The organism is Shewanella holmiensis (assembly GCF_025370255.1).
Taxonomy (GTDB): Bacteria; Pseudomonadota; Gammaproteobacteria; order Enterobacterales; family Shewanellaceae; genus Shewanella; species Shewanella holmiensis.
In genome coordinates, this window is sequence record NZ_JAMTCD010000005.1 from 1 (window position 1) to 23267 (window position 23267).

The window sequence follows — 23267 nt, forward strand, 5'->3', positions numbered from 1 at the left end:
GGGGAGTAACCACTGACGCTGGCGTTGGGTCAATGTCTTTCGTAACAGATTTTTCGGCTTCATCTAATGCATTAATTTCTGCATCGGTGCGATTTAGTGGTGCTGAAGATTCATTCTCAGACGTCTCTTGCTGCGCGGTCTCTTTGGCGCGATAAAATAAATAGACCCCTATCGCAACTAGAATAATAACTATAATCACTTTCATTCAATATACCTTGTCATAACGCGATTTACCGCGTAGTAGTTATTTTGCTCGTTTGCATGTCTCTAGTTATAGCATAAATTTAACGCTGTTTTTTTGAGCACACAAGGTTATTAGTAATCTAATCACCATCAACAAATCAAGTATTTAAAGGATTTAACTGTAACAAAGCATTCAGTTTGTGCTCAGGAGCCCATTTTATGTGATTGATAATGTAAATTTGATATTTTTTTGCAGCCCATCACGCGCTTCATAACTCAACTTGTTTAGCTTGATGTGGCGACTTACACTCTTAATAGTTGAGTAAAATACTAAGGTATCATATGGCGGTTTCTGAATTACTGTCGGGAAAGTTACTGTATGAGTTTCGCACCATTGGCGCTATGGTCGAAATATATTGTCGTGCCCATCACCCGTTAAAACCCAGCAAAGGTGTGTGTGTTTCTTGTCAGGAGTTTCTCACCTATGCAGAAACCCGCCTTGATCGCTGCCCCTATGGCCAAGGTAAGCCCACTTGCAACAAGTGCCCAGTGCACTGTTACAAACCCCATATGAAACAAAAAGCTCGCGAAATAATGCTTTATTCTGGCCCTAGAATGCTACTGCCGCACCCCATTATGGCGATCAAACATTTACTAGCAGAGCGCCAACCCGCTCCTGGAAAACCACCTGAAGGTGTGAGTAACCGACATCTACGCAAATTAAGCTAATAATCTAAAATGCTATCTTCAAGAGTTTATTAGCTTCGATTATGCATTTTAGGGTAAGATTCGCTTTCAACATTGAGAGTGAAAATGACAGAATACAAAGATATTTTTATTCAAGCCTACTGGTGGCTATCTTTACTCGGCGGAGTCCATTGCTTTGGCGTGGCGTTGTATATTCGTGTTTTGCATCAAAGTCCCAATGCCAACCATAAGTCACTTGCTGGAGTATTTGCGTTAATTGGTTTTTACTTTTTAACGGGGATCTTCACTAAAGAGTCCTCTCCAATTCCCGTTCACCTCATGTTAACCCTGTTCTACCCTATCTATTTTTTGCTGATGCCTTTGTTATACATCTATAGTAAACAAAGTTTGTATACTGAGCGATATCAGGCAAACTACTTAAAACACTTTATTCCTGCGTTGTTAATCGCAATGATTACCAGCTCGGCGATATTATTTCGCATCGGCATTAAGCCTAATACCAGTGATGATGCCATCACCACGCTAGCAGATTTGAGCCACATTAATATTTTCGCCCTAGTCTTACCGTGTTTTATTTTGCTGCAAACCATCATTTATTTTGTGTTAATTTACAAACTACTCATTAATACACACAAGCAAAATAAACTCACAAATCCCCCTGCAGTTCTCGATATTAATTTTCGCTGGATTTGTATTCTTTGTAGCGCACTCTTATTAAATTGGATACTCAGACTGGCACTTATCTATTTACCCTTTTATTTTGGTGATTCGACATTTTTACTTCAACAACAAGCTATTACTCGCTTAAGTTTACTGGTCACCATTTATGCTTTGGCCTTTTATGGCTTACACCAGGTGACTCGCACAGCCTATTTAAAAGGGCTAGCGACACAAGCAAATATTAATACCCAGAAATCAACCAAAACACCTATTTTAGATGCAGATGAAATGAGTTATCTGCAAGATGTCATTGCTAACGAATCCCCTGATAAACATAAAGATTAAAACGATAAATACCAAGGAACCCCATGCGCATTCACTCTTATATCGGCATGCTCGCCATCATGCTTTCAAGTCCACTGGCTCACCATGTACAAGCGGCAAGCCCTAAACCGCCTCGCTCACATGCGATTACCATTGATGATTTTTTCGATATTGGTCAAATGCAAAATGTCGCTATCAGCCCAGATGGTAAACATGCGGTATGGCTAGAAAGTCGTTGGGATAAAGCTCTTGATAAAGCACAGTCTGATTTATGGCTAATCAACACTCAAGATAAGCAAACCCAGCGATTAACCTTCAGCCACGAAAATGAATCAAGCCCCGCGTGGAGCCACGATAGCCGCTTTATTTACTTTTTGTCGTCTCAACAAAAGGAAGAGGCTAAAGCCCCGTTTAATGGCAAAAATCAGGTATTTCGAATTGCATTAAACAACTTCGCCATTCAGCCAATAACAGCTGAAGACTTAGGTGTGAATGCATTCCAATTAAGCGCAGACAGTAAATCACTGTATTTTTTGGGTAACAAACAGTCTGTCGACACCGATATTTGGGCCGATATGCGCGCTAGCCATGCTACGCCACAGTATGCCCATGGCAAACGTGACACTAATCCCTTAAAAGTACTCAGTTTAAGTAGCTTTAAACAACGCACACTCATTGATGATGACAAAGTGGTGTGGGAATTTAACGTTAATGGCAGCGGCAGCAAAATCGCTCGTATCACCACCAGCGATAACGAACTGATATTTTTAGAAGGTTGGTCTGACATTGAAGTTTATGATGTTAACACTGCCAGCAATACCGTGCTTGATGATCAACTTTGGCGCCAGAATGCCCCATCGCCTTACGGCTGGTTGTTAGGCTTAGATTGGCATCAAGATAACCAACAACTGGCCTTTCGGATTGATTTTGATGGTTATCCTGGCAAATTATTTATCGCTAACACTCAATTATCAACGCCTATATTAGAAGTAAAACCTGTGGGTAATACCACTTTTCAGGGTGGTGACATTCAATGGCGTCCTAAAAGTAATGAAATATGTTATCTGGGCGCACAAGTCGCGCGCACTAAACTGCTGTGCAGCCAAATCAATAAAGGCACGGTAGGTAATACCCGCAATGTCTTAGCGGGTGATACCGTTGTGGGCAGTTACAGCTTTAATGCCTCAGGTAAGCAAGTCGCTTTTAGCCATAATGGCTTAAACCATTTTCATGACTTATTTATTGCCGATGCAGACCATAGGCGCAGCCAATTTAAGCGGTTAAGTAACATTAATCCTCAGGTCGATAGCTGGCAATTACCGCAAATATCATTAGTAAGCTGGCAAGCCCCTGACGGCACAACCGTTGAGGGCATTTTAGAACTGCCTTATGGTTATAAAGCGGGCAATGGTAAATTACCTTTAGTGGTACAAATTCATGGCGGCCCAACGTCAGCCACCCCTTATTCATTACAGCACCGCTCATATGGACGCACCACATTTGCGGCCAACGGTTGGGCGTTATTATCGCCAAACTATAGAGGTTCAACCGGCTATGGCGATAAATTTTTAACTGACCTTATCGGTAATGAACATCAAATTGAAGTTGCCGATATTATGGCTGGAGTCGATAAGCTGATTGCTGATGGCATAGTAGATGGCGACAAAATGGCCGTAATGGGATGGAGTAACGGCGGCTATCTTACTAATGCGCTGATCAGCACCACAGATCGCTTTAAAGCAGCGAGTTCAGGTGCGGGGGTGTTCGATCAACGTCTTCAGTGGATGCTTGAAGATACGCCAGGCCATGTGCTGAACTTTATGCAAGGTTTACCGTGGGAGCAACCTCAAGCCTATGACAAAGCTTCATCACTGACCTATGCCAACAAAATTACAACTCCTACCTTGATTCATATTGGTGAGAAGGATCATCGTGTGCCTGTCGGTCACGCTCAAGGACTTTATCGCAGCTTAAAGCACTATTTAAATGTGCCTGTGGAGCTGATTGTTTATCCTGGTGAAGGACACGGTTTAAGCCATTATCAACACCGCAAGGCTAAGATGGAATGGGATAAAAAATGGTTTGAACACTATGTGCTGAAGCAAGAGCCAATCTAGCAAAACAGAGTATGCAAAATAATGCAGCAATATTGTTAAATTAATCTTCATCTTTAGCGGTACGAAACAACCACAATATGCTAACTTAACTTCAACTCGGGTTAATAGATGGGCTCAATAAGCTGAATTCAACAGATTTAGCTAATTTTGTAGCCAACTTGTCATTTGTTTTGCAAACAAGGCACATAAACACGTCAATAGCAGGCCTATTGCACGTTAATAAAACGCAGTTAGCAAGACAAATGATTGTTTGGTAAGCGTTTATTACCCCAAGTTGAGGTTAACTAAAACGCATTATTACTAATGCTACACATTGAGGTGTTTATGAACCGTTTTCTTGCATTATGCAGCGCAGCTATTGTTAGCTTATCTGTGTTGTTTAGCCCAATAAGTTTTGCTGATGACTCCAGTTACAGCAACGCGATCACTAATTTTCAAAAAGCGCCAGAAACCCAAGCATTTTTCAATACCGCCTATGGCTATGCACTCTTTCCCACTGTCGGTAAAGGCGGCATGCTCATCGGCGGTGCTTACGGTAAAGGTAGGGTTTACAAAGGTGGCATGCACACTGGAGACTCAAGCTTAACTCAGGTTTCGATTGGTTTTCAATTAGGTGGACAGGCATATAGCGAGATCATTTTCTTCAAAAATGCCGAAGCATACAACGACTTTACCAGCGGCAGTTTTGAGTTCAGTGCTCAAGCATCAGCTGTTGCAATTAATTTGGGGGCCAGCGCTCAAGTCGGCACTACAGGTAACTCAGCAGGAGCCGGACAAGCAGGCAGCAATCATGCTGCTAAAGCAGTATATATGAATGGCATGGCGATCTTTACCGCAGCCAAAGGCGGATTAATGTATGAAGCGGCTTTAGCGGGTCAATCATTTACCTTTGATGCCAAGTAACCCTAATGACCTAGCGTTTATTTAGCTTCAATCTATTTTAAAATCTTGCTCTGACCGCACGATATTAAGAGACTAAAAAAGGCCGCTTATGCGGCCTTTTTAGTCGTGCTCATTGACTCAACTGGCTTAGAAAGCTTGGGTGTATGACATCCAATATGAACGACCGATAATGTCATAAATACTGCCGTTATAACTACCGTAAGCATCAAAGCTTGGCTCTTCATCAGTCAGGTTGTTGATACCCGCTGAAACTGTACTATTCCATGGCGTCGCATAAGAATAGCTCAAGGTATGATAAATCAAAGAGTCAATTTCGTAGCTGCCACCATCATCATTGATATCGGTTGTTGACTGATTATCTACATAGTCAGCTTGATAATAGACACTATGATCGCCGACCAAGTAATTGGCCGAAAAGTTAATCCGGTCATCAGGGTAGTCTTGTGTACCGCTCCAGTTGCGTGAAATCGTTTGTACTCCGCCTTCAGGGCTAGAATCGGTGTATTTTAAGTAATGAGACCAAGCAAGACCTAGCTTGAATTCACCAATTTCAGAGTCAAATGTCGCAGCAAACTTAGTATCAATACCCTCACGCGTACTCAAGCCAATATTTTGCAATACGTTGGTCATCGAAGTGAGCTTACCGGCACCATTTTGCGATATTGAAGTACCAGGATAAATCGCGCTGACATCGGGGCGCGGTTGACCTGCCTCGTCGGCAGCCTTCCACAATACAGCTTGCGTTCGAGTTATTTCGCTGTTGTTCACTGAGCCGATTAGCCCTGTCGTTTCAAGTGACCAGTAATCCATGGTCATATTGAAATTATCAGCGATATCCCACACCATACCAAAGTTATAACTTTCTGACTCTTCAGGCCCCAAATTCTCATTACGTTCAGTAGACACAGGAACGTTATCGATAATACTGCACCCATCGATACCTAAACCGTCTTCATAACATTTGAGGTAGTTGGTCACATTGAGATAGCCAACGCTGGTTGACTGATTAAGGTCTTCTAATGTTGGCGCTCTAAAGCCTGTTCCGTAGGATGCACGTAACAACAAGGGTTCGAACACATTATATCGAATCGAGAATTGTGGATTGAAAGTCCCACCGAAATCTGAGTAATCATCGTAACGTGCTGCAAGGTTAAGCTCTAGATTATCAAGAATAGGGAAAGCCATCTCCATAAATACCGCTGTCACATCACGATCACCACTACCACCAGCACCACCACTACCTCCGGCTATCAGCCCTGCGGCATCTAGCGCATCAACTTGAGAATCTAACTTCTCTTCACGGTAAGAGGCACCGACATATAAACCTGTTGAACCGCCCGCAAGATCAAATAGTTCAAAACTCAAACCACCATCAATCTCTAAAGCGCTACTTGTTAAACGCGCATCTGAGTTAGCCGTGGCACCGCTTGGCATGTCTGAATTAGGATCTCGTGGATCCCAACCGTCGAAGGTATTAGTGGTATCATTCCACGCACCGACAAGATCGGTTGTTGCACCTTTTAACTGATAACCCGTTCCCCATTTAAAGACATCATATTTGTTATATGACACAGAGGCATTCCAATCAAAGCTGTCGGTCGTACCGTCTAGCCCGACAAGGAAGTCATAAATGTTGTCTGTACTTTCACGAACGCGATTACCCGCTGTGTCGAAACGGTAAAGCATTGCACCGCCTTCTGGAACAGCTCGTAAATCTAACCCCTCTGCAGTCGTGTACGCAGGCATCGCTTGTGGAAATTGAATATATCCTGGAATAGGTGCTGAAACATCTGTTGTCGTATTTGATGCCCAGTAAGCTCGAGCCGTTAACTGAATATCATCGCTTAGATCATAATTGTAATTAATCAGTGTTGAGGTGCGTTCTTGATCGACATCATTGTAAGCTGCTTTAGTGTAGTCGTAAGCACAGGATTTCTCTCCGGCATAGTTACTATCATTTAGCGGACCTTTAAAGTTGTCACCATAAACATCTTTACAGTCTAAATCCGCATTAGTAAATGGCGTTTGATATTCCCAACCACCATTTGGCCCCATATCAATAGTACGCCCAGTTTGACTTAAACCAATCCAGCTTCTGAAATCACGCGGATCTTCACCATCTTTAACATGCGCTGCGGTATAAGGGCGCTCAGAAAATAAAATACCTGACTTTTTGAAATGCTCGATAGTGAACATCAAGTGACCCTTGTCAGAGCTTAACCCACCCGTAAATGAGGCTGAATGATTGTCGCCACCACCCTCGGCATCAGGTTCTTCGGCGCGTAATTTCACTTCAACACCTTCAAAGTCTTTCTTCAAAATAATGTTAATTACGCCCGCTATCGCATCAGTACCGTAAATGGCTGAGGCCCCATCCGATAAAATCTCGATACGCTCAACTGCGGCTGTTGGAATGGTATTAATATTTGTCGCACCACCACCTAAAACAGGTGACTTAGCCATACGCTTACCGTTAAGCAAGGTGAGAGTGTGACTTGCATCTGCACCTTTTAGCTGAATCGTAGCCTGTGATGACCAGCTATTGTTCGACGTACCGCCATAAGAACCAAACGAGTTTAATGTCGATGCCCTTAGTGCATCACCCACGGTAGAAAAACCAGCGGTAGCCATATCGTCAGCAGTAATGGTTGTAACAGGAGTTGCCCCTTCCATATCGACACGCTTTAGACGTGAGCCTGTTACTTCGATGCGTTCCACATTGTTGTCAGTATCAGCCTCTACCGCATATGCAGGCATAGATAATGCGACGATACCACCACAAGCCAAACTCACCAGTTTAGCTATTTTATTAAACTTCATGCTTCCGTTCTCCCAAGTCTCTTTTTATAGGTTTTATATGTTCATTGCTTCTATATCGCAGCCGTATTAATCGTAACGCTACAAAGCAGCAACACATTTAACATATATTATATATTGTATGCAATATACAAAGATTTGAGTGTGCGAATACAATTGCAATTAAATTGCTTTATTAGTCAAAATATGTTCGCACTTGGATATGAGGTAGAATTACTACTCTGTTTTTTAAACACAAAGTGATTAACCAAAACAACGACCGATGATTAAATAATCATTTAAATAAAATTACGTTTATGTGTAAATTTTATTACATAGGGTCAGAGTTCGAAGGGAAACGTGCTTGAATCTAATCTATCGCCTTGTGCAAGTGTGTAGCACGACGGTGACACGCTACAAGTTCATCCCTGAAAGCCCGGCCATGACATCCATGTCATGGTCAAATTTGTTCCTGACAAATTTTGACATTCCCACCATCCATGACGGTCAGTAGTCACCGCCGCGCTTACACCCGCCATTTTCGCCTCTTCGATTGAATATTTTATATAGCTAAAAGTAAAAGCATTAAAGGCCGACAAAGTACAATTTAAAACTTGCAGACTCAATTTGAATTGAGGCCATAGAAAAAAGGCTGTGAGCTTGGCATGGATGCCACGCTAGCTTTCGTTGGGCCATGGGCGGCCCATCGGAAGTGTTAGGGCTTTTTGACAATGGCCGAAGCCGATTACAGATGAAGTTTAAAGCTGGATCGTTCCCCATCGAAAATTATGCGTTTTTCTGCATTTTTCGTCTGGGGCGCTGAGGGTTTCCAAAGGGGCGCAAGCATTTTGCCCCTTTGGTCTGGTGTGGGCGAAGCACCACGACGTTTAGGGCCAAAGGCCATAATCCAAACTAACCTTGGGGCAAAATCAAACTAGCTTTCAAATCATAAATTATAAAAAATGAAGTTAAATCGAAGAGATAAAATGACCCAGTATAGTTACGGCTGTGCGTATCGAAAACAAGGCCGAAAATGATCAGTCTCTAAACAGGGGCAAATTCATCGCATCACTGCATATATAAGCTTGTGCTGTTAGCTTTTTTAAACAAGTCATCGACTTCTACGAGCTAAAAAGACCATCTAACCTCTATTACCCCCAAAAAACTGCTTATTCACACTTCAATAAAAACACTAATGAACTGAATTTAAACATTTTATACAAAAAAACTAATGACTTTAAGAAAATCCCCCCCAGAAAGGTTGTAAAAATGTAAAGAATAAGTGTGTATTTTGGGTAATTTATATTGCCGAGCCAATACTGGTATGATAGGTTAACTGCATAACACAAAAACAAGCATTATAACCCGATCAATAGAAAGATTCGTTACACCAAAAACAGTTGAACATGACATTAAAACTATAAAACTCAAAGAGGGAAGCTATGAACACCAATCAAAGAAAATTTAGCCGTACTGCGTTGTCATTATGTATTGCAGCTTTATTCAGCCCAACAGTGTTAGCCGCTGATGCAAATACTGAAACTGAACAAGCCCCCAAAAGTGTTGAACGTATCGCTGTCACTGGCTCAAACATTTTTAAAGGCAGTGCTAACGTTTCATCATCTGCACCTATCACCGAAATAGGTAAAGAGATGATAGAGGGCGTTGCGGCAATCTCTATTGGGGATGTGTTAAACAATATACCTTCTGTCACCTCTGCGATTAATGGTTCAAGTGACAACGTATCTCTTGGTGGTGCAGGCAGTAACGTTGGAGTCTCCACAACATCACTTCGTAATTTGGGTTCTGCGCGTACTTTAGTTTTAGTTAATGGTCGTCGTTATGTCTCAGGTGTTTCTGCTAATACTGGATACGGTGTTGACTTAAACTCAATCCCGACCGCGATTATTGAACGTGTTGATGTATTAACAGGTGGTCAATCAGCAATTTACGGTTCAGATGCCATTGCAGGTGTGATTAACATTATCACCAAAAGAAATTTTGATGGTGCTGAAATCAATGCTTTCGCTGCGGATTCATCCGAAGGTGGTGCAGAGCGACAAAATATTGATTTTACCTACGGTAAAAACTTTGATTCAGGCAATGCTTGGGTTTCAGCTGGATATGCTAATCAAGAAGTGTTGAATTCTTCAGCAAGAGACTTCTCTCGATATGAAATGCGCTTTGTTGATACTAATGGTGATGGCATTAGAGATACGATCGCAAGACGAGATGGACCAGGGCACGTTGATGGCGCTTTACTTGGTTATGGCGATTTAAAAATTTTTGGAAATGGCGATCCATTTAACACCAATCAACCATTATTAGATAGTAATTACCAACCTACCAGTGATTCAGACTGGGACAATCAGCACTCAAATCGGACATTAGTGTTACCATATCAACGATTCAACATAGCTTCAGGGATCTCTTTCGACTTATCTGACAAATCATCATTAGAAGTTGAATTAAACTACGCACAAACACAAGCTAGTGTGAACTTAGAAGAAGCACCAATAGATGTTGTTAATAATGTATTCAGAAAAGGCAATGGCGGCACAACCGGAATAGATGTTGCCAATAGTCCATATTTTGTAGGTAGTAGTGCCGGCCAACAACTTCTAGCTGCGATGGGGTCTAATACATCTCTAGATGGCGTCACAACAAATAGACGTACCTTTGAATTTGGTAATCGTCTAACTGATAACCAGCGCGATACTTTTCGCGTAGCCAGTAACTATACTTACTTTTTAGATAATGGTATGGATTGGCAAACGGGCGTAACTTACGGCATAACCTCACAGACACAGCAAAACAGTGGTGATTTTAGTATCCCTAATATGCAGCAAGCATTGACTATTGAAGAAGATGGTAACGGCGGGTACCAATGTGCTGATGTAATTGCTAGAACGTATGGCTGTGTACCAGTAAACCCATTTGGAACAACTGATAGCTTAGCTGGTCAAGCGGGTATCACTGGTTTTTCAGAAGAAGCGCTTAAATACCTTGCTGTAAACACAGGACAAACAGGAAAGGTTGAACAGTTTGTCGTTAACAGTGTTGTTTCTGGCGAATTAGATTTTACGTTAGGGCATGACAACTTAGGTTTCGCCGCAGGTGTTGAATACCGCAAAGAGTCTGCCGTTGAAAACCCAGATAGTTTCCGCCAATTAGGCATTACCCGTGAAGGCCCTGTCCAACCAATCGATGGCAGTTTTGATGTCGCTGAAGTATTTGGTGAGCTCTATGTCCCTGTTGCTGATTGGCTTAATCTTAGTTTGGCTGCTCGATTTGGTGATTATTCAACCATAGGCACAACCTCAACTTACCGTTTAGGTATTGATGCGCCTATCCATGATATGTTCCGTATCCGTGCAAGCCAGTCAAGCTCAGTACGCGCCCCAAATATCAATGATATTTTCTCAACGGGTACTACCAGCGTCGCCAACCCAACAATCGATGTCTGTAATGGAACTTCAAATAGTGGCACCTCTAATACTGATATAAATTGTACTTCTATTTCGGCTATTTCTGATCGCATGGATACCGATGCAAACGGCCAATACATCTTAGTCGGTTCTGAGACAAATAATACCTTAGTGTCTCAAAGTGGCTCTCCTGATTTAAAAGCAGAAACTGCAGATTCATTTACTCTCGGATTTGTGTTAACTCCGCTAGATAACTTATCCGTTTCAGTCGATTATTATGGTATCGAAATTGAAGATGGCATTACAACTATCACTCCGGATACTATGGTGAAACGTTGTTACGATGTTGATCCATCACAATTTGATCCAACCTGTGGAGGTCGAGTACTCAGAGATGTGCAAGATGGTCCGATCCTAAATATTTATTCAACTTCAATTAATGCCAATACTATTTCAACGAGCGGTGTTGATTTAGAAGTGGCATATTATCTCGACAACCTGACCGTAAACCTTATTGCTAACTATCTAGCTGAATATGAAATTGATACGCTTTCAGGCCCAATCGATAACTTAGGAACTACATTATTTCCCGAATATCGATATACAATAAATGCTTCATATGACATTACTGAAGACTTTAACTTATTTGCACAAATGACATATCGTGCTGAAACAAAAGGAGTACTAGGTGAAACGACTTTGTCTGATGATCTGAACAGTATGGATGCCGTTTACTATGCAGATGTGAGAGCAAGTTACCAAATTAATGACGCCGTAAATGTGTATATTGGTTCAAATAACTTATTCGATCAGCAACCAGATATTCAGGCAACCAGTGCTGCGGTGGGAACCAATACCACACCTCAAGCTTATGATGTTATTGGTCGCCAACTCTTTGCTGGTGTTAAGATGAAATTCTAATCACTAGCAACATGCTCGTTATTAGCCGAAACATGCTTGGCACGTCAATTTGAGTGCCGTAAAACCTAATCAAAACTGATTAGGTTTTCTTTTTAATGACCACCTAGGAGAGTATCTTGAAACTGACTAAGTTGCTGCTTTTATTAATCTCATCGGTATTGTTAGCCTTTAATACCTATGCTACTGATACCAATGCTACTGATCACGTGGATTATATTCTTCAACATGATTCATCATTAGGAAAAATTTCAGCCATATCATGGATAAAGGTAGGCCAACTCCCAAATCCAGATAGCTTTGTTACATCGATTGGTATTTCAGCCGCATATAGTGGTTTTATAGGTAATTATCTCATCGTGGCAGGTGGTGCAAACTTTCCTAATGGACACCCATTTTTTGAACAGGGAAAAAAACAATTTTATAGTGATATTTTTGTCTTCGATACCCAAAATGATAGCGTTAATTTAGTGGCACACGGACATTTGCCGATTAAAGCAGGACATGGGGCAACCTTGGTTGTTGATAACAGCCTGTACTTGATCGGAGGTAAAAATAATGATCAAGCATTTGATTCAATTATAAAGTTAACTTTAGATATAAATAATAATCCCACCACTGACGTAGTCGATCATTTACCCTTTACGTGGCATTCAGGAGCCGCGGCTTGGCAAAACGGCAACATCTATATCTTTGCCGGAGAGCAAGATGGCATGGTGAATAACCAAGTCTGTCAGTATTCGCTAGCCAGTAAATCGTGCGTCAATAGTGAAATAATACCTGCCGTACCTGGTGCTAACCGTACGGATTTTCCAGCTATTCATCATCAGGGTAAATTTTACATTTTTGGCGGTTTAAATTTGTTAGCTGATAAAGATAATTATGTGCACACCGATGCCTATGCGTTTGATTTTAATAACCAGGATTGGACAACTCTGGCACCGATCACTTTTAACAAGCAACCTTTTTCTGTCAGCGGTGGCGGTGCCGCTGTGATGAATAACGATCAATTAGTGTTACTAGGCGGAGTCAATCGCACTATTTTTAATGAGGCAGTCTTTCAATTAAGCACGAAAACAAATGGTGCTTTAGCTGCATTTAAACAGCAATATTTTAGCCTAAGCGAACAAGACATTAATTTTAGTCGTCAACAGATGATTTATCATATCAACCAAAATAAGTGGTCTGCGCTAAATAATAAAGTGCCATTTTCTGGCGGAGCGGGCCCACTCACAATCACTCAGCGAGAAAATAAAATCTATTGGATTTCAGGTGAAATTAAACCCGTTATCAGAACCCCCAACATCTATCAAGGTACGGTAATGTTAAGTAATTAACATAACCTGAGGTGACTATCGATCATAGATGGATGGCAATCTAATTATAACAGTGGGGGACAGTCTGGTTCCCACTGAAGCCCCCTCTGCTATCTAAACTCAAAAGGTTATGAACTGCCGACCTGCCCTTGATCAAATCAACCTTAAAACAAATTATGTATTTATACTGTTATACCACAAATAACTTGTGAATTACTTGTTAACATGCTCTTATTGAGTGGTGTAACAGGCGAATGCATGACAGCTTGATAGGATCAGGAAGGTTTTTATAAGCTATACGAGCAACCACAACAACACGCTAAATACAAGGTGTCAGGGATGTCGGTAACGTGGATCATTCTCTATCCGGAAGAGAGCAGTTAATTAACGTATGTAAACAACACCTTTTATTTAAAATAACATTGTTGATTTTGGAACAAAGAACATTAATTCTAAAAAATGGTGAGATTTATTATGCAAAGAATCAGTCAACTATTCTTCTTGTTTGTTACTTCATGCACCTTAGCATTCAGTAGCGGATATGAAAACTATGCAGAGGCAAATACCCTTGTGGCTAGCTTCGACGCAAGTAATTCTAGCAGTCCAAGTGCACAAGGTTGGAACAACTTTACCAACGGACAAGCTACCGGTTCCATAGTACAAGACCTAGGCACACCTAGCTGGAAAACTAGCGGAATTTCAGGTCGAGCTCAGTGGAACGTCATACCAACCGCAGCGATTAATAGTCAAGCGAATACCTATGGCTGGACAATGACATGGCGAAGTCGTATAGAGTCAGGGGCTTATGTCACTGATTACTATTCAAATGGCGAGAAACGTTTTCTGCCCATATTAAGTATTAACGAGAGCGGTGATTTAGTAGTATCTCTTGCCGGTGCTGGTACATATACACTTATTACAGCTTCAGGCTCTGACTCATATCACGACTATGCGATTGAATTTAATGCTAACACACAGTTAGCAACCTTTAGCTTTGATGGTGTTGTTATTGAATCAGATTGGATTGGTGAAAGTAGCAATCAAAATATGATTGCGTGGGGTAATGGTTCATCAAATATTAATGGCGTAGCCTATTATAAAAATGTGGCATTTTCTGCCTTAGGTTTAAACTCTCCAGCCGAAGCTCAACTGGTTGCTCAATGGAATACAGCTGAAGTAGTGTTTGATGGTTCTAGCCAATATTTAACAATTGATAACGATTTAGCTGCTGTGCAACACTTATCTCAAGGTAGTATTTTCACTCAATTTAAAGCAACTGACACGACTGCAACACTTTTTAGCGCATCAAGCTCTGTAGATGGTTCTAGTGAGTTTGCTGTACTCATCAATACTGATGGCACATTACGAGTCCATGCCAGAGAAAATGGCAGCTTCATTAATGATTCAAAAACTACGATCACATATAACAATAATCAAGAGCATAAAGCCTTGATTATGGTCAACAATGAGGGGACTAAAATTTATGTAGATGGTCATTTAGCATACACAGGGAATGCAACTCATTTTTTGAGTGCAGTCACACAACTAGACAGTATGAATATAGGACGAAACTACGATAGCAGCGGTGGACAATGGTATTTCAAAGGCAGCATCTATGACACCCGCATTTATGACAACGTAATGACGGCAAAACAAGCTGAAGAGCTAACAAGGCTATCGACGATTGTCGCTAGGTTTGATAACAAACAGCATACAGATCCGGTAAATGCTGGCTGGATAAATGATAGTGCAGGATCTGCCAGCGGCAGCTTAATCACAGAACAAGATCAACCAGTTTGGCAGGCAAACGGTACTAGCGGACGTGCCGAATGGGAAGTCCGACCGAGCGCTCAAATTAATCATGACGCTAATTCCCTAGGCTGGAAAATGACTACCATAAGCCGTGTGGTATCAGGAGGAGCGATCTCAGACTACTATGCCAATGGGACTAAACGTTTTTTAGCTTTATTAAGTATTAATGCTAACGGCGATTTAGTCGCAAACCTAGAGGGTGGTGGCAGTCATACCTTAGTTATGTCTACGGGGGCCCAGCAATACCATACTTATGAAATGATTTACGATGCGCAATCAGGCTTAGCCACATTCAGTTTTGATGGAACCGCAATTGAAACATGGGCTGGTAAGGCTAGTAGTCAAAATGTAATAGTGTGGGGAAATGGCTCATCTGGGACTAATGGCATTGCCAATTATCGCCACGTTAGCTTTGAGACCTTCGGGAGTACACCGCCTATCTTTGAAAGTATTGTGTTTCAGGGCGGCCAAGAAGGTGTTGATGGTATGAGTAACTACCGGATCCCTTCCATAGTGCAGTCTGCAAATAATACCTTACTCGCATTTATAGAAGGTCGCCCAAATGGTGCCGACCCTGGCCAAGCAGGACAAATTAATATTTCATTAAAACGTTCTATTGATATGGGCCGTACTTGGTTACCCGTACAAATTATTCATCAAAATCCCTTATATGACTATTCAGACCCTCGTCCATTTGTTGATAAAGCAACAAATACTGTATACGTATTTTATGTTCAATGGCCTGATTTATGCGCCCAAAATGGTAACTGCGTGGGTCCAAACGATGCGAACTACCTACTTTATCGTAAGAGTACAGACAATGGTTTAACATGGTCGGATGCAGTAGATGTTACATCTCAAGTCAAAGACCCAACTTGGCGATCAATTAATCCAGGACCAGGGCAAGGTATTCAGTTGCAATGGCAAACCCAAGCGCAAGGAAACCACAACGGCAGAATGATCTTTCCAGCCATTATCCGTGCAGGAAATAGTAATTTCTATGTGGCAACTGTATTCAGTGATGATGGTGGTATAAGCTGGCAAAAAGGACAATTTACACCCATATCAGGCCCAACTGAAGCTGATATGGTGGAGCTTACTGATGGTACACTCTTGTTATCAGCTCGAAATGATGGCACTGCTGCAGGAACTCGATATCACTTTTTAAGCAGCGACGCAGGTATTACATGGACTCAAATCAGTCACGACTTAGTGATATCAAAGGTTGATATTGGTTTAACTCGCTATTCAGCTGTTCGTTCTGGCGATACAGAAGACCGAATAATTGTGTCGGCACCAATAGGCACATCATCTGGCCCGAGCCGCAATAACTTAGGGATCTGGTCCAGTATCGACGAAGGACATACGTTTGGCACTCCCTACCAGCTAGTGTATGGCATAAGCGCCTACTCAGATATTTTAAGGCTGCATGATGGTTCAATCGGAATTATCTACGAAGCTACAGGGAGTACTTTATTGAAGTATATAAATTTCGAACTGGCTGTCACTCAGCCGAAATAGCACTATTTTTAATCTAATAAAAAGACTTATTGGTAATGACACAGCCAATAAGTCTTATATCGATGATGTAATAAAATGAAACCTATCGCATTAAATAGTCTTATTTTGTTCCCTAAGATCCTCTTCTAGCCTAAAGCTTTTATTTCCTCTGCAATTAATTGCTGCATTTGCAGCCAGAGTTCGTCAGACCATTTACCATCATGAGGTAGCATTGAAAAATGATCGCAAGAAGGCAAAATAATTTTCCTTACTTTAGCTTGGCTTTGTTCGCAAAACAGCCTCGTCTGTGAAACGTTAACACAAGTATCTAGCTCACCATGCACCAAAGTTAAAACCATTTGGGAGTGATATAGAATACTTGGATTACACGCATGGTAGCGCTCAGGATGAGTGTCTCGCTCCCCGCCCATCAGTCGATATATTTGTTCTGGTTGGTCAACATCATTCACCGATGCAAGATCTAGAATCCCCGCAATGGATAATGCTCTGTGTATTTTCAATGGCACATGAGGATAAAGTTCACTATCAACAGCAATGCTTTCTCTTGAAGCAACCCAAGTAGCCAAGTGGCCTCCAGCTGAATGGCCGATGATCAAAATTCGATCTAAATCTAAGCTTTCACTATGTTGAATACAACCCAGATGATCAATGGCAGCAGCAACATCCTTAAAGATGGTTGGCCAGGGTGCATTTATATTTTCACCTTCCGCGTTCATACGCCGATATTCTATATTCCATATCGCAACATCAAATGATTGTAAATAATCAACAATAGCGAAAGTGGCGTAAGTTTCAAGGCTATGATTATCTTTCCAGTAGCCACCATGAACTACGATAACCACTGGCCTAATTGATGAGTTGCAAGGAGTATAAAGATGTCCGAACTGCTGACTTTCGATACCATAATAAATCTTTTTTTTCTGATGATATTTCATATGCACATAAAATTAATAGATTACCTTTCACAAAGGTATAATAGGTACACCATTAACTCAACATTTTTAGGGTTAAACATAGGCTAGCTATTATGGCTAAACGTTAATCAATACTGATAATTTCGTATACTTTCTGTCACGCATTGGTACAATAGCTCAATAGGTGATACATAACCAATCGCATACTAAAGGAATTCATTATGCCAATTACGATTAAACGTCCTGTTGAACGCAAAAAGCTATCAGAAACAGTTGAAGAAGAATTGGAACTGATGATACGTCAAGGAGAAATAGCCGAAGGTGATGCCCTGCCCTCAGAAAGAGAGCTCATGGCTGCGTTTGGTGTAGGTAGACCTTCTATTCGCGATGCATTATCTGCATTAGCGCGTAAAGGTTTAGTCAAAATTAGTAGTGGTGAAAGAACCCGCGTTACCAGACCTTCTCCTGAAGCTATAATTTCTGAATTATCGGGGATGTCAAAAGACTTTTTGTCTCAGCCTAATGGTTTGCAATACTTTGATCAATTAAGAAGTTTTTTTGAATCAAGCTTAGTACGTCACGCCGCTGAATTCGCAACACCTGAACAAATTAAAGAGTTAGAAAAGGCGGTTGAGCTAAACGGCAAGGCTATCAATAATGAAAACCAATTTAAAAAGACAGATATTTATTTTCATCGAGTAATAGCATCAATCCCTGGTAACCCAATTTTTTTAGCCATACATCAGGCTCTGGTTGATTGGGTAATTGATGCTCGCCCTGCAAAAACGAATATCCAAGAACTCAACACTAGAAGCCACCAAGATCATTTAGAAATTTTGGCTTGTATTAAAAATCATGATGTTGAGGGCGCAGATAAAAAACTAACCCAGCATATCCAATATGTTTTCGACAAGTACTACGCACAAAAATAACACCTATTAAATGCGTCATTTGAAACAAAGGCTACCTATCGATAGGTAGCCTTTTTTACAAAACACCACACAGTAGCTGCTATCTCAGCATTCAATTCGATATAACCAGACTAACAATTCTCAAATCGACCTGATATTTTCATAGCATTACCGCAACACAGGTGGTATAACAGGTATACAGTGAGATAACATTATTTGGTTACATATGATTAACAAGATATTAAAGTCAGCATTTATTTTGACGTTGATGACACCATTTCTCATCCATGCTCAAACATCAATCCAATGGCAAGAGATAAATGTAACATCAGCTGACAAAATTAATATTGGTTACGGTTCCTTCATAAGCCATCAAAGTAATAGCTTACTTATATCTCCTGGTATCAGGGATTTAGCCGCAAAACAAGATCCTGTTATTGCAGAACAGATCCGCGATAGCAACGTTCAGTCTGAAGTCATTTACATTGTAGATGATAGCAATGTAACTGCCACAAGCTTGTCAGCAGAGCAAGGAAACCGAGCCTTTGCTGCTGTAACTAGCTTTCAAGGTGCAACCCTTGTTACTGGTGGCCTTGCAAAGCACAAAGCAACAAATTTAGTTAACCTTCTTATGTGGGATGGCAGGTCAAAGACACTTCATAGCTATCCACTTCCTGCTTTACCTAACACTGCTACCTCGCCTTCTTCTGTAGTCTTTGATAATGTACTCTATGTTTTGACAAGTACGGATGCTAATAACCAATTCTATGCATTGGATCTCAATGGTCTAATCAACACAGAGGGGCAACTGTTCGGCAGTGAAAATGCTGTCAACAAATACACCCGTATAAATTCATGGAAAACGCTAGCTTCACTGCCCTTAGCCAGCTCAAATATGCCTTACCAAAATGGGATTAAACTCGCGGTACAGAACGATGGTGCCGGGGAAAAAATATTTGCCATTGGAGGTTATCAACTACCCATTAATAAAATTGATTCAACAAAGACTTTTTTGGGGTTAACCAGCCAATGGAAGTTTGATCCCAAAGGCAATATTAACGCAAATCAATGGCAAAGTATCGGTACTGTCACATTACCTAATAAGAAAGCTAATCAAACTACTGACCAAGCTGCTAATGAACGCATAAGCAGCCTGATCTCATTTGGTCAATCGCATATATTAGCATTTACAGATCAAGGTAATACCCTGTCATTTAATGCTATTACTAGCACATGGACAAAGTACTTAGCGGACAAATCTGGTGATATCCTGATACGTGAAAACACAAAAAAAATTCAATACGTTAGTGAAAATATCATCTCAGATAATGGCGTTATCTACGCACTAAATCACAGTACCGATAACACTCGTTCATTGCGCCTCTGGCAAGTATCACTCATTCAACCAGAAAAGAATTTTGGTTGGGTCAATATGACAGTTTTAGTGACATATTTAATTTGTGTAGTATTGCTTGGGCTATTTTTTGTATTCAAAAACAGAAATACCGATGATTATTTTCGTGGTGGACAATCTATCCCATGGTGGGCTGCTGCCTGCTCCATATATGCCACCATGTTAAGTTCATTGACTTATGTCGCTCTGCCAGCTGTGGTTTACCAAAGTAACTGGGTGTTACTGATTGGTATTTGGATGATTGTTGCCGTAGCGCCGCTCGCCATTTATGTAGCTATGCCATTTTTTCGCCAAATTGATGCCACTAGCGCTTACGAGTACTTATCAAAACGTTTCAATATGAGTGTAAGACTATTTGCCAGTGGCCTATTTACACTATTTCACCTTGGTCGAATGGGTATCGTCATGGCACTAACAGCATTATCTTTATCTGCTGTAACGCCACTATCGGCGAGCGATAGTGTATTGATTATGGGCGGCTTATGTTTGATTTATTGCACCATGGGTGGCATCGAGGCCGTCATTTGGACAGACACCTTACAAACCTTTGTACTCATTCTTGGCGCAATAGCCTGTTTTGTCATCATTGTGGCAGGTTTAGATGGCGGATTTGCTGAATTTATTAGCATTGGATTACGCGATGATAAATTTACTATGGTAAATGTTGATTTCAGCTTAGATAGCATGACTACACTATCAATTTGGGTGATTGTGATTGGGGGGATTGGTCAAAATTTATCAAGCTACACTGCAGATCAGGCTGTAGTGCAGAGATATATGGTGACCAAAAATCCAAGCGACGCAAGAAAATCTATCTGGGCAAACGCTATAATTGCAGCACCAAGCGCGTTGCTATTCTTCTGCATTGGTACTGCACTCTATGCCTTTTATCAAACACATCCTGAAAAGTTAGACCCTAGCATTCAAATCGATCAAATCTTTCCAACTTTTATTGCTACCGAACTGCCAATAGGTATCGCGGGTCTAATTGTCGCAGGAATTTTTGCTGCAGCGCAATCAACGGTATCTACCAGCATGAACTCGATCGCTACGACAGTAGTAACTGACTTTATTCGCCCATTTAACATAGTCAAAACCGAAAAAGGGTATATGAATGCTGCTCGCTGGCTCACCTTTATTATGGGTATCCTCGGAACCCTTGCTGGACTGATCTTTATCGACCCTGAAATCCGCTCTTTGATGGAAGCGTATTTTAAAGTCATAGGTATGTTTATGGGTGCTCTAGGTGGCCTGTTTGTATTAGGCGCATTAACCAAAAAGGCCAACTCTTTTGGCGCTATATCAGGTATTTTGGCAGGTGTAACCACTATGGTATCGGCATGGCAACTTGGCTGGGCCGATGGTTACCTTTACGCCACTATCGGAATCATATCGTGTTTAGTGGTGGGGTATATTGCCAGCCTTTTAACGCAAACAGCCAATAGCTCGAACAAAGATCTAACTGGGTTGACTTTATATACCATGCGCTCAGCCTAGAAAAATCAACCCAAGTATCAATATAGTTCTTAGGAAACATGTATGACACCCGTAAATAAAGAAAAAGAAGAACAACTACTAGCATCATTAAAGCATTCATTAATTGTTTCTTGCCAACCGGTTGATCATGGACCTATGGATAAAGTCGAGCATATATTGGCCATGGCGTTGGCTGCCGTGGATGGTGGTGCTAAAGGACTAAGAATAGAAGGCGTAAAAAATGTTAACGCAGTAGCTAAGGCAACGAACATGCCAATCGTAGGCATTGTTAAAAGGGACTTAATCGATAGTCCAATACGCATAACTCCATTTATTGATGATGTAATAGACTTAGCTAAAGCTGGAGCGAGTATTATAGCGTTTGACGGTACACAAAGAAAAAGACCGGTGGCTATGTTAGCGTTACTTGAAGCTATTCATAGCTCAGGCTGTATTGCGATGGCTGATTGCGCTGATTATGAAACAGGCCTAATGTTGGCACAACACGGCTGTACTTTTATTGGCAGTACAATGTCTGGTTATACCGATATGTACCCCACCCCCGATGGTCCTGATTATGACCTAGTCACTCGTTGGGTTAGCCAAGGAATACATGTGATTGCAGAAGGTCGTTATCACTCCCCTGAAAGAGCCGCTAAAGCAATTGAACTTGGGGCTTTCTCGGTCACAGTTGGATCGGCAATCACCCGCGTTGAACATATCACCCAATGGTTCGCGGCGAGTATCGCAAATGTAGTGCTTTCAAAGGAAGTATCAATATGATAATTGCAATCGATATTGGTGGCACAAAAATATCTGCCGCACTGATGAATGATAATAAAATCATAGAATCAAGAAAGACCGATTCGATTATTCATCATGATCTTAATAATTTGGCCAACTATGTAATTCAGTTATGTCAGGGCTGGATTGACAAAGCACATTTAGTTGCTGTCGCTTGTACCGGCCAAGTAGGAACAAACCACGTGCACTTTTTATCTGCCAAGCAAACCTTACCCTTAAAGCAACAACTCAAAACCGGATTTAATTTACCTGTGGTGATGTTAAATGATGCTGCGGCGGCCGCATGGGCAGAATATTGTCTGGGACCCAAAAGACAAGACAATACCTTAGTTTATATTACAGTTTCGACGGGAATTGGCGGTGGCATTATCCAAAATGGCCAGTTGATCACTGCAAATGATGGCTTTTGTGCACATATTGGCCATATGTCAGTAAGTCGACCAAGCCTCCCACATATTCAATGTCACTGCGGTAGAATCAATTGTGTAGAAGCTATTTCCTCGGGCACATCAATTGCAAAACAAGCCTCTCAAATGTTGAACTATCAAGTAAACTGTAAAACAGTCTTCGAACAACATCTTTCTCACCCAGAAATAGCCACTCTGCTAGAGCAGTCCACCGATGCATTAGTCGATTTAATTGCAAATATTAAAGCGCTGACAGGTACAGCAGTAGTTGTCTTAGGAGGAAGCGTTGGTTCGGCATCACCTTTTAGAGAAAGAGTTATAGAAAAAATAACCAAATTACCCAAAATTTATCAGGTTAATTTAGTTTCACCAATAACTGGAGAGCACGCAGACCTTATCGGCGCAGCCTTGTTTGCTCAAACGATTCATGGTTTTACATAGAAAAAAATGAATATATTAACTGTAATGAATCAATCTCGAGCTTATCTATTAGAACAAGAATTAAACTCTAAACTAACAGCAATTAAAAACTAACCAAGTCTGAGGAATATTTATCTAGCAACTCACTAAGGCTAACTGATATTGAATCTGTTAAATATTCATTAATCAATGCAGAAGTGACATTAGTAAGTTCTAGCTTAAATACATCTACCCC

At 41.1% G+C, this 23267-nt stretch carries 13 protein-coding genes and 1 pseudogene; 11 read left to right on the forward strand and 3 right to left on the reverse strand.

Annotated elements, in window-relative coordinates; translation table 11 throughout:
• Positions 1-205: pseudogene (locus tag NE535_RS05265) on the reverse strand (hypothetical protein); the annotation flags it as partial.
• A 320-nt stretch (positions 206-525) separates the two neighbouring features.
• Between NE535_RS05265 and NE535_RS05270 the strand changes: the two are divergent.
• The 4 genes from NE535_RS05270 to NE535_RS05285 all read left to right on the forward strand — a co-directional run bounded on the left by NE535_RS05270 (position 526) and on the right by NE535_RS05285 (position 4895).
• Entirely contained in the window at positions 526-912 is a 387-nt protein-coding gene (locus tag NE535_RS05270) for a nitrous oxide-stimulated promoter family protein (protein WP_261297626.1), read from the forward strand.
• A gap of 84 nt (positions 913-996) precedes the next feature.
• Complete coding sequence (locus tag NE535_RS05275) at positions 997-1896, forward strand: hypothetical protein (protein WP_261297627.1); 900 nt, start codon at positions 997-999, stop codon at positions 1894-1896.
• Between the two features lie 23 nt (positions 1897-1919).
• Positions 1920-3992, forward strand: coding sequence for a S9 family peptidase (locus NE535_RS05280; RefSeq protein WP_425347442.1), 2073 nt, complete (start codon positions 1920-1922; stop codon positions 3990-3992).
• Positions 3993-4316: 324 nt separating this feature from the next.
• The gene (locus tag NE535_RS05285; RefSeq protein WP_261297628.1) at positions 4317-4895 is read left to right on the forward strand and encodes a lipid-binding SYLF domain-containing protein; all 579 of its coding nucleotides are present in this window, start codon (positions 4317-4319) and stop codon (positions 4893-4895) included.
• Positions 4896-5021: 126 nt separating this feature from the next.
• Here the strand turns inward: NE535_RS05285 and NE535_RS05290 are convergent, their stop codons facing one another.
• Positions 5022-7715, reverse strand: a complete 2694-nt coding sequence (locus NE535_RS05290) for a TonB-dependent receptor domain-containing protein (RefSeq protein ID WP_261297629.1) — start codon at positions 7713-7715, stop codon at positions 5022-5024.
• A gap of 1418 nt (positions 7716-9133) precedes the next feature.
• On the opposite strand from NE535_RS05290, the gene NE535_RS05295 reads away from it, so the two are divergent.
• From NE535_RS05295 to NE535_RS05305, 3 genes are all read left to right on the forward strand, one after another.
• Complete coding sequence (locus tag NE535_RS05295) at positions 9134-12040, forward strand: TonB-dependent receptor domain-containing protein (protein ID WP_261297630.1); 2907 nt, start codon at positions 9134-9136, stop codon at positions 12038-12040.
• A gap of 116 nt (positions 12041-12156) precedes the next feature.
• Positions 12157-13374, forward strand: a complete 1218-nt coding sequence (locus NE535_RS05300; protein WP_261297631.1) for a cyclically-permuted mutarotase family protein — start codon at positions 12157-12159, stop codon at positions 13372-13374.
• Positions 13375-13827: 453 nt separating this feature from the next.
• Positions 13828-16686, forward strand: coding sequence for an exo-alpha-sialidase (locus tag NE535_RS05305; protein ID WP_261297632.1), 2859 nt, complete (start codon positions 13828-13830; stop codon positions 16684-16686).
• Between the two features lie 125 nt (positions 16687-16811).
• Here NE535_RS05305 and NE535_RS05310 read toward each other — a convergent pair whose 3' ends face one another.
• Positions 16812-17621, reverse strand: coding sequence for an alpha/beta hydrolase (locus NE535_RS05310; RefSeq protein ID WP_261297633.1), 810 nt, complete (start codon positions 17619-17621; stop codon positions 16812-16814).
• Positions 17622-17821: 200 nt separating this feature from the next.
• On the opposite strand from NE535_RS05310, the gene NE535_RS05315 reads away from it, so the two are divergent.
• The 4 genes from NE535_RS05315 (at position 17822) to NE535_RS05330 (ending at position 23053) form a co-directional block, all read left to right on the forward strand.
• A complete protein-coding gene (locus tag NE535_RS05315; protein ID WP_261297634.1) occupies positions 17822-18532 on the forward strand; it encodes a transcriptional regulator NanR in 711 nt (236 codons plus the stop codon).
• Positions 18533-18737: 205 nt separating this feature from the next.
• A complete protein-coding gene (locus NE535_RS05320) occupies positions 18738-21422 on the forward strand; it encodes a sodium:solute symporter (RefSeq protein ID WP_261297635.1) in 2685 nt (894 codons plus the stop codon).
• Between the two features lie 42 nt (positions 21423-21464).
• Complete coding sequence (locus tag NE535_RS05325) at positions 21465-22184, forward strand: N-acetylmannosamine-6-phosphate 2-epimerase (RefSeq protein WP_261297636.1); 720 nt, start codon at positions 21465-21467, stop codon at positions 22182-22184.
• Positions 22181-23053 (forward strand): ROK family protein, encoded by an 873-nt coding sequence (locus tag NE535_RS05330; protein WP_261297637.1) that lies wholly within the window; start codon positions 22181-22183, stop codon positions 23051-23053. The genes NE535_RS05325 and NE535_RS05330 overlap by 4 nt, the downstream gene beginning before the upstream one ends.
• Positions 23054-23267: the final 214 nt, after the last annotated feature.

Excerpts from the sequence above, each read along its gene's own strand:
- NE535_RS05295 (WP_261297630.1), top strand. The coding sequence starts at position 9,134 with ATGAACACCAATCAAAGAAAATTTAGCCGTACTGCGTTGTCATTATGT.
- NE535_RS05305 (WP_261297632.1), top strand. The coding sequence starts at position 13,828 with ATGCAAAGAATCAGTCAACTATTCTTCTTGTTTGTTACTTCATGCACC.
- NE535_RS05270 (WP_261297626.1), top strand. The coding sequence starts at position 526 with ATGGCGGTTTCTGAATTACTGTCGGGAAAGTTACTGTATGAGTTTCGC.
- NE535_RS05285 (WP_261297628.1), top strand. The coding sequence starts at position 4,317 with ATGAACCGTTTTCTTGCATTATGCAGCGCAGCTATTGTTAGCTTATCT.
- NE535_RS05330 (WP_261297637.1), top strand. The coding sequence starts at position 22,181 with ATGATAATTGCAATCGATATTGGTGGCACAAAAATATCTGCCGCACTG.
- NE535_RS05310 (WP_261297633.1), bottom strand. The coding sequence starts at position 17,621 with ATGAAATATCATCAGAAAAAAAAGATTTATTATGGTATCGAAAGTCAG.
- NE535_RS05280 (WP_425347442.1), top strand. The coding sequence starts at position 1,920 with ATGCGCATTCACTCTTATATCGGCATGCTCGCCATCATGCTTTCAAGT.
- NE535_RS05290 (WP_261297629.1), bottom strand. The coding sequence starts at position 7,715 with ATGAAGTTTAATAAAATAGCTAAACTGGTGAGTTTGGCTTGTGGTGGT.
- NE535_RS05325 (WP_261297636.1), top strand. The coding sequence starts at position 21,465 with ATGACACCCGTAAATAAAGAAAAAGAAGAACAACTACTAGCATCATTA.
- NE535_RS05315 (WP_261297634.1), top strand. The coding sequence starts at position 17,822 with ATGCCAATTACGATTAAACGTCCTGTTGAACGCAAAAAGCTATCAGAA.
- NE535_RS05275 (WP_261297627.1), top strand. The coding sequence starts at position 997 with ATGACAGAATACAAAGATATTTTTATTCAAGCCTACTGGTGGCTATCT.
- NE535_RS05320 (WP_261297635.1), top strand. The coding sequence starts at position 18,738 with ATGATTAACAAGATATTAAAGTCAGCATTTATTTTGACGTTGATGACA.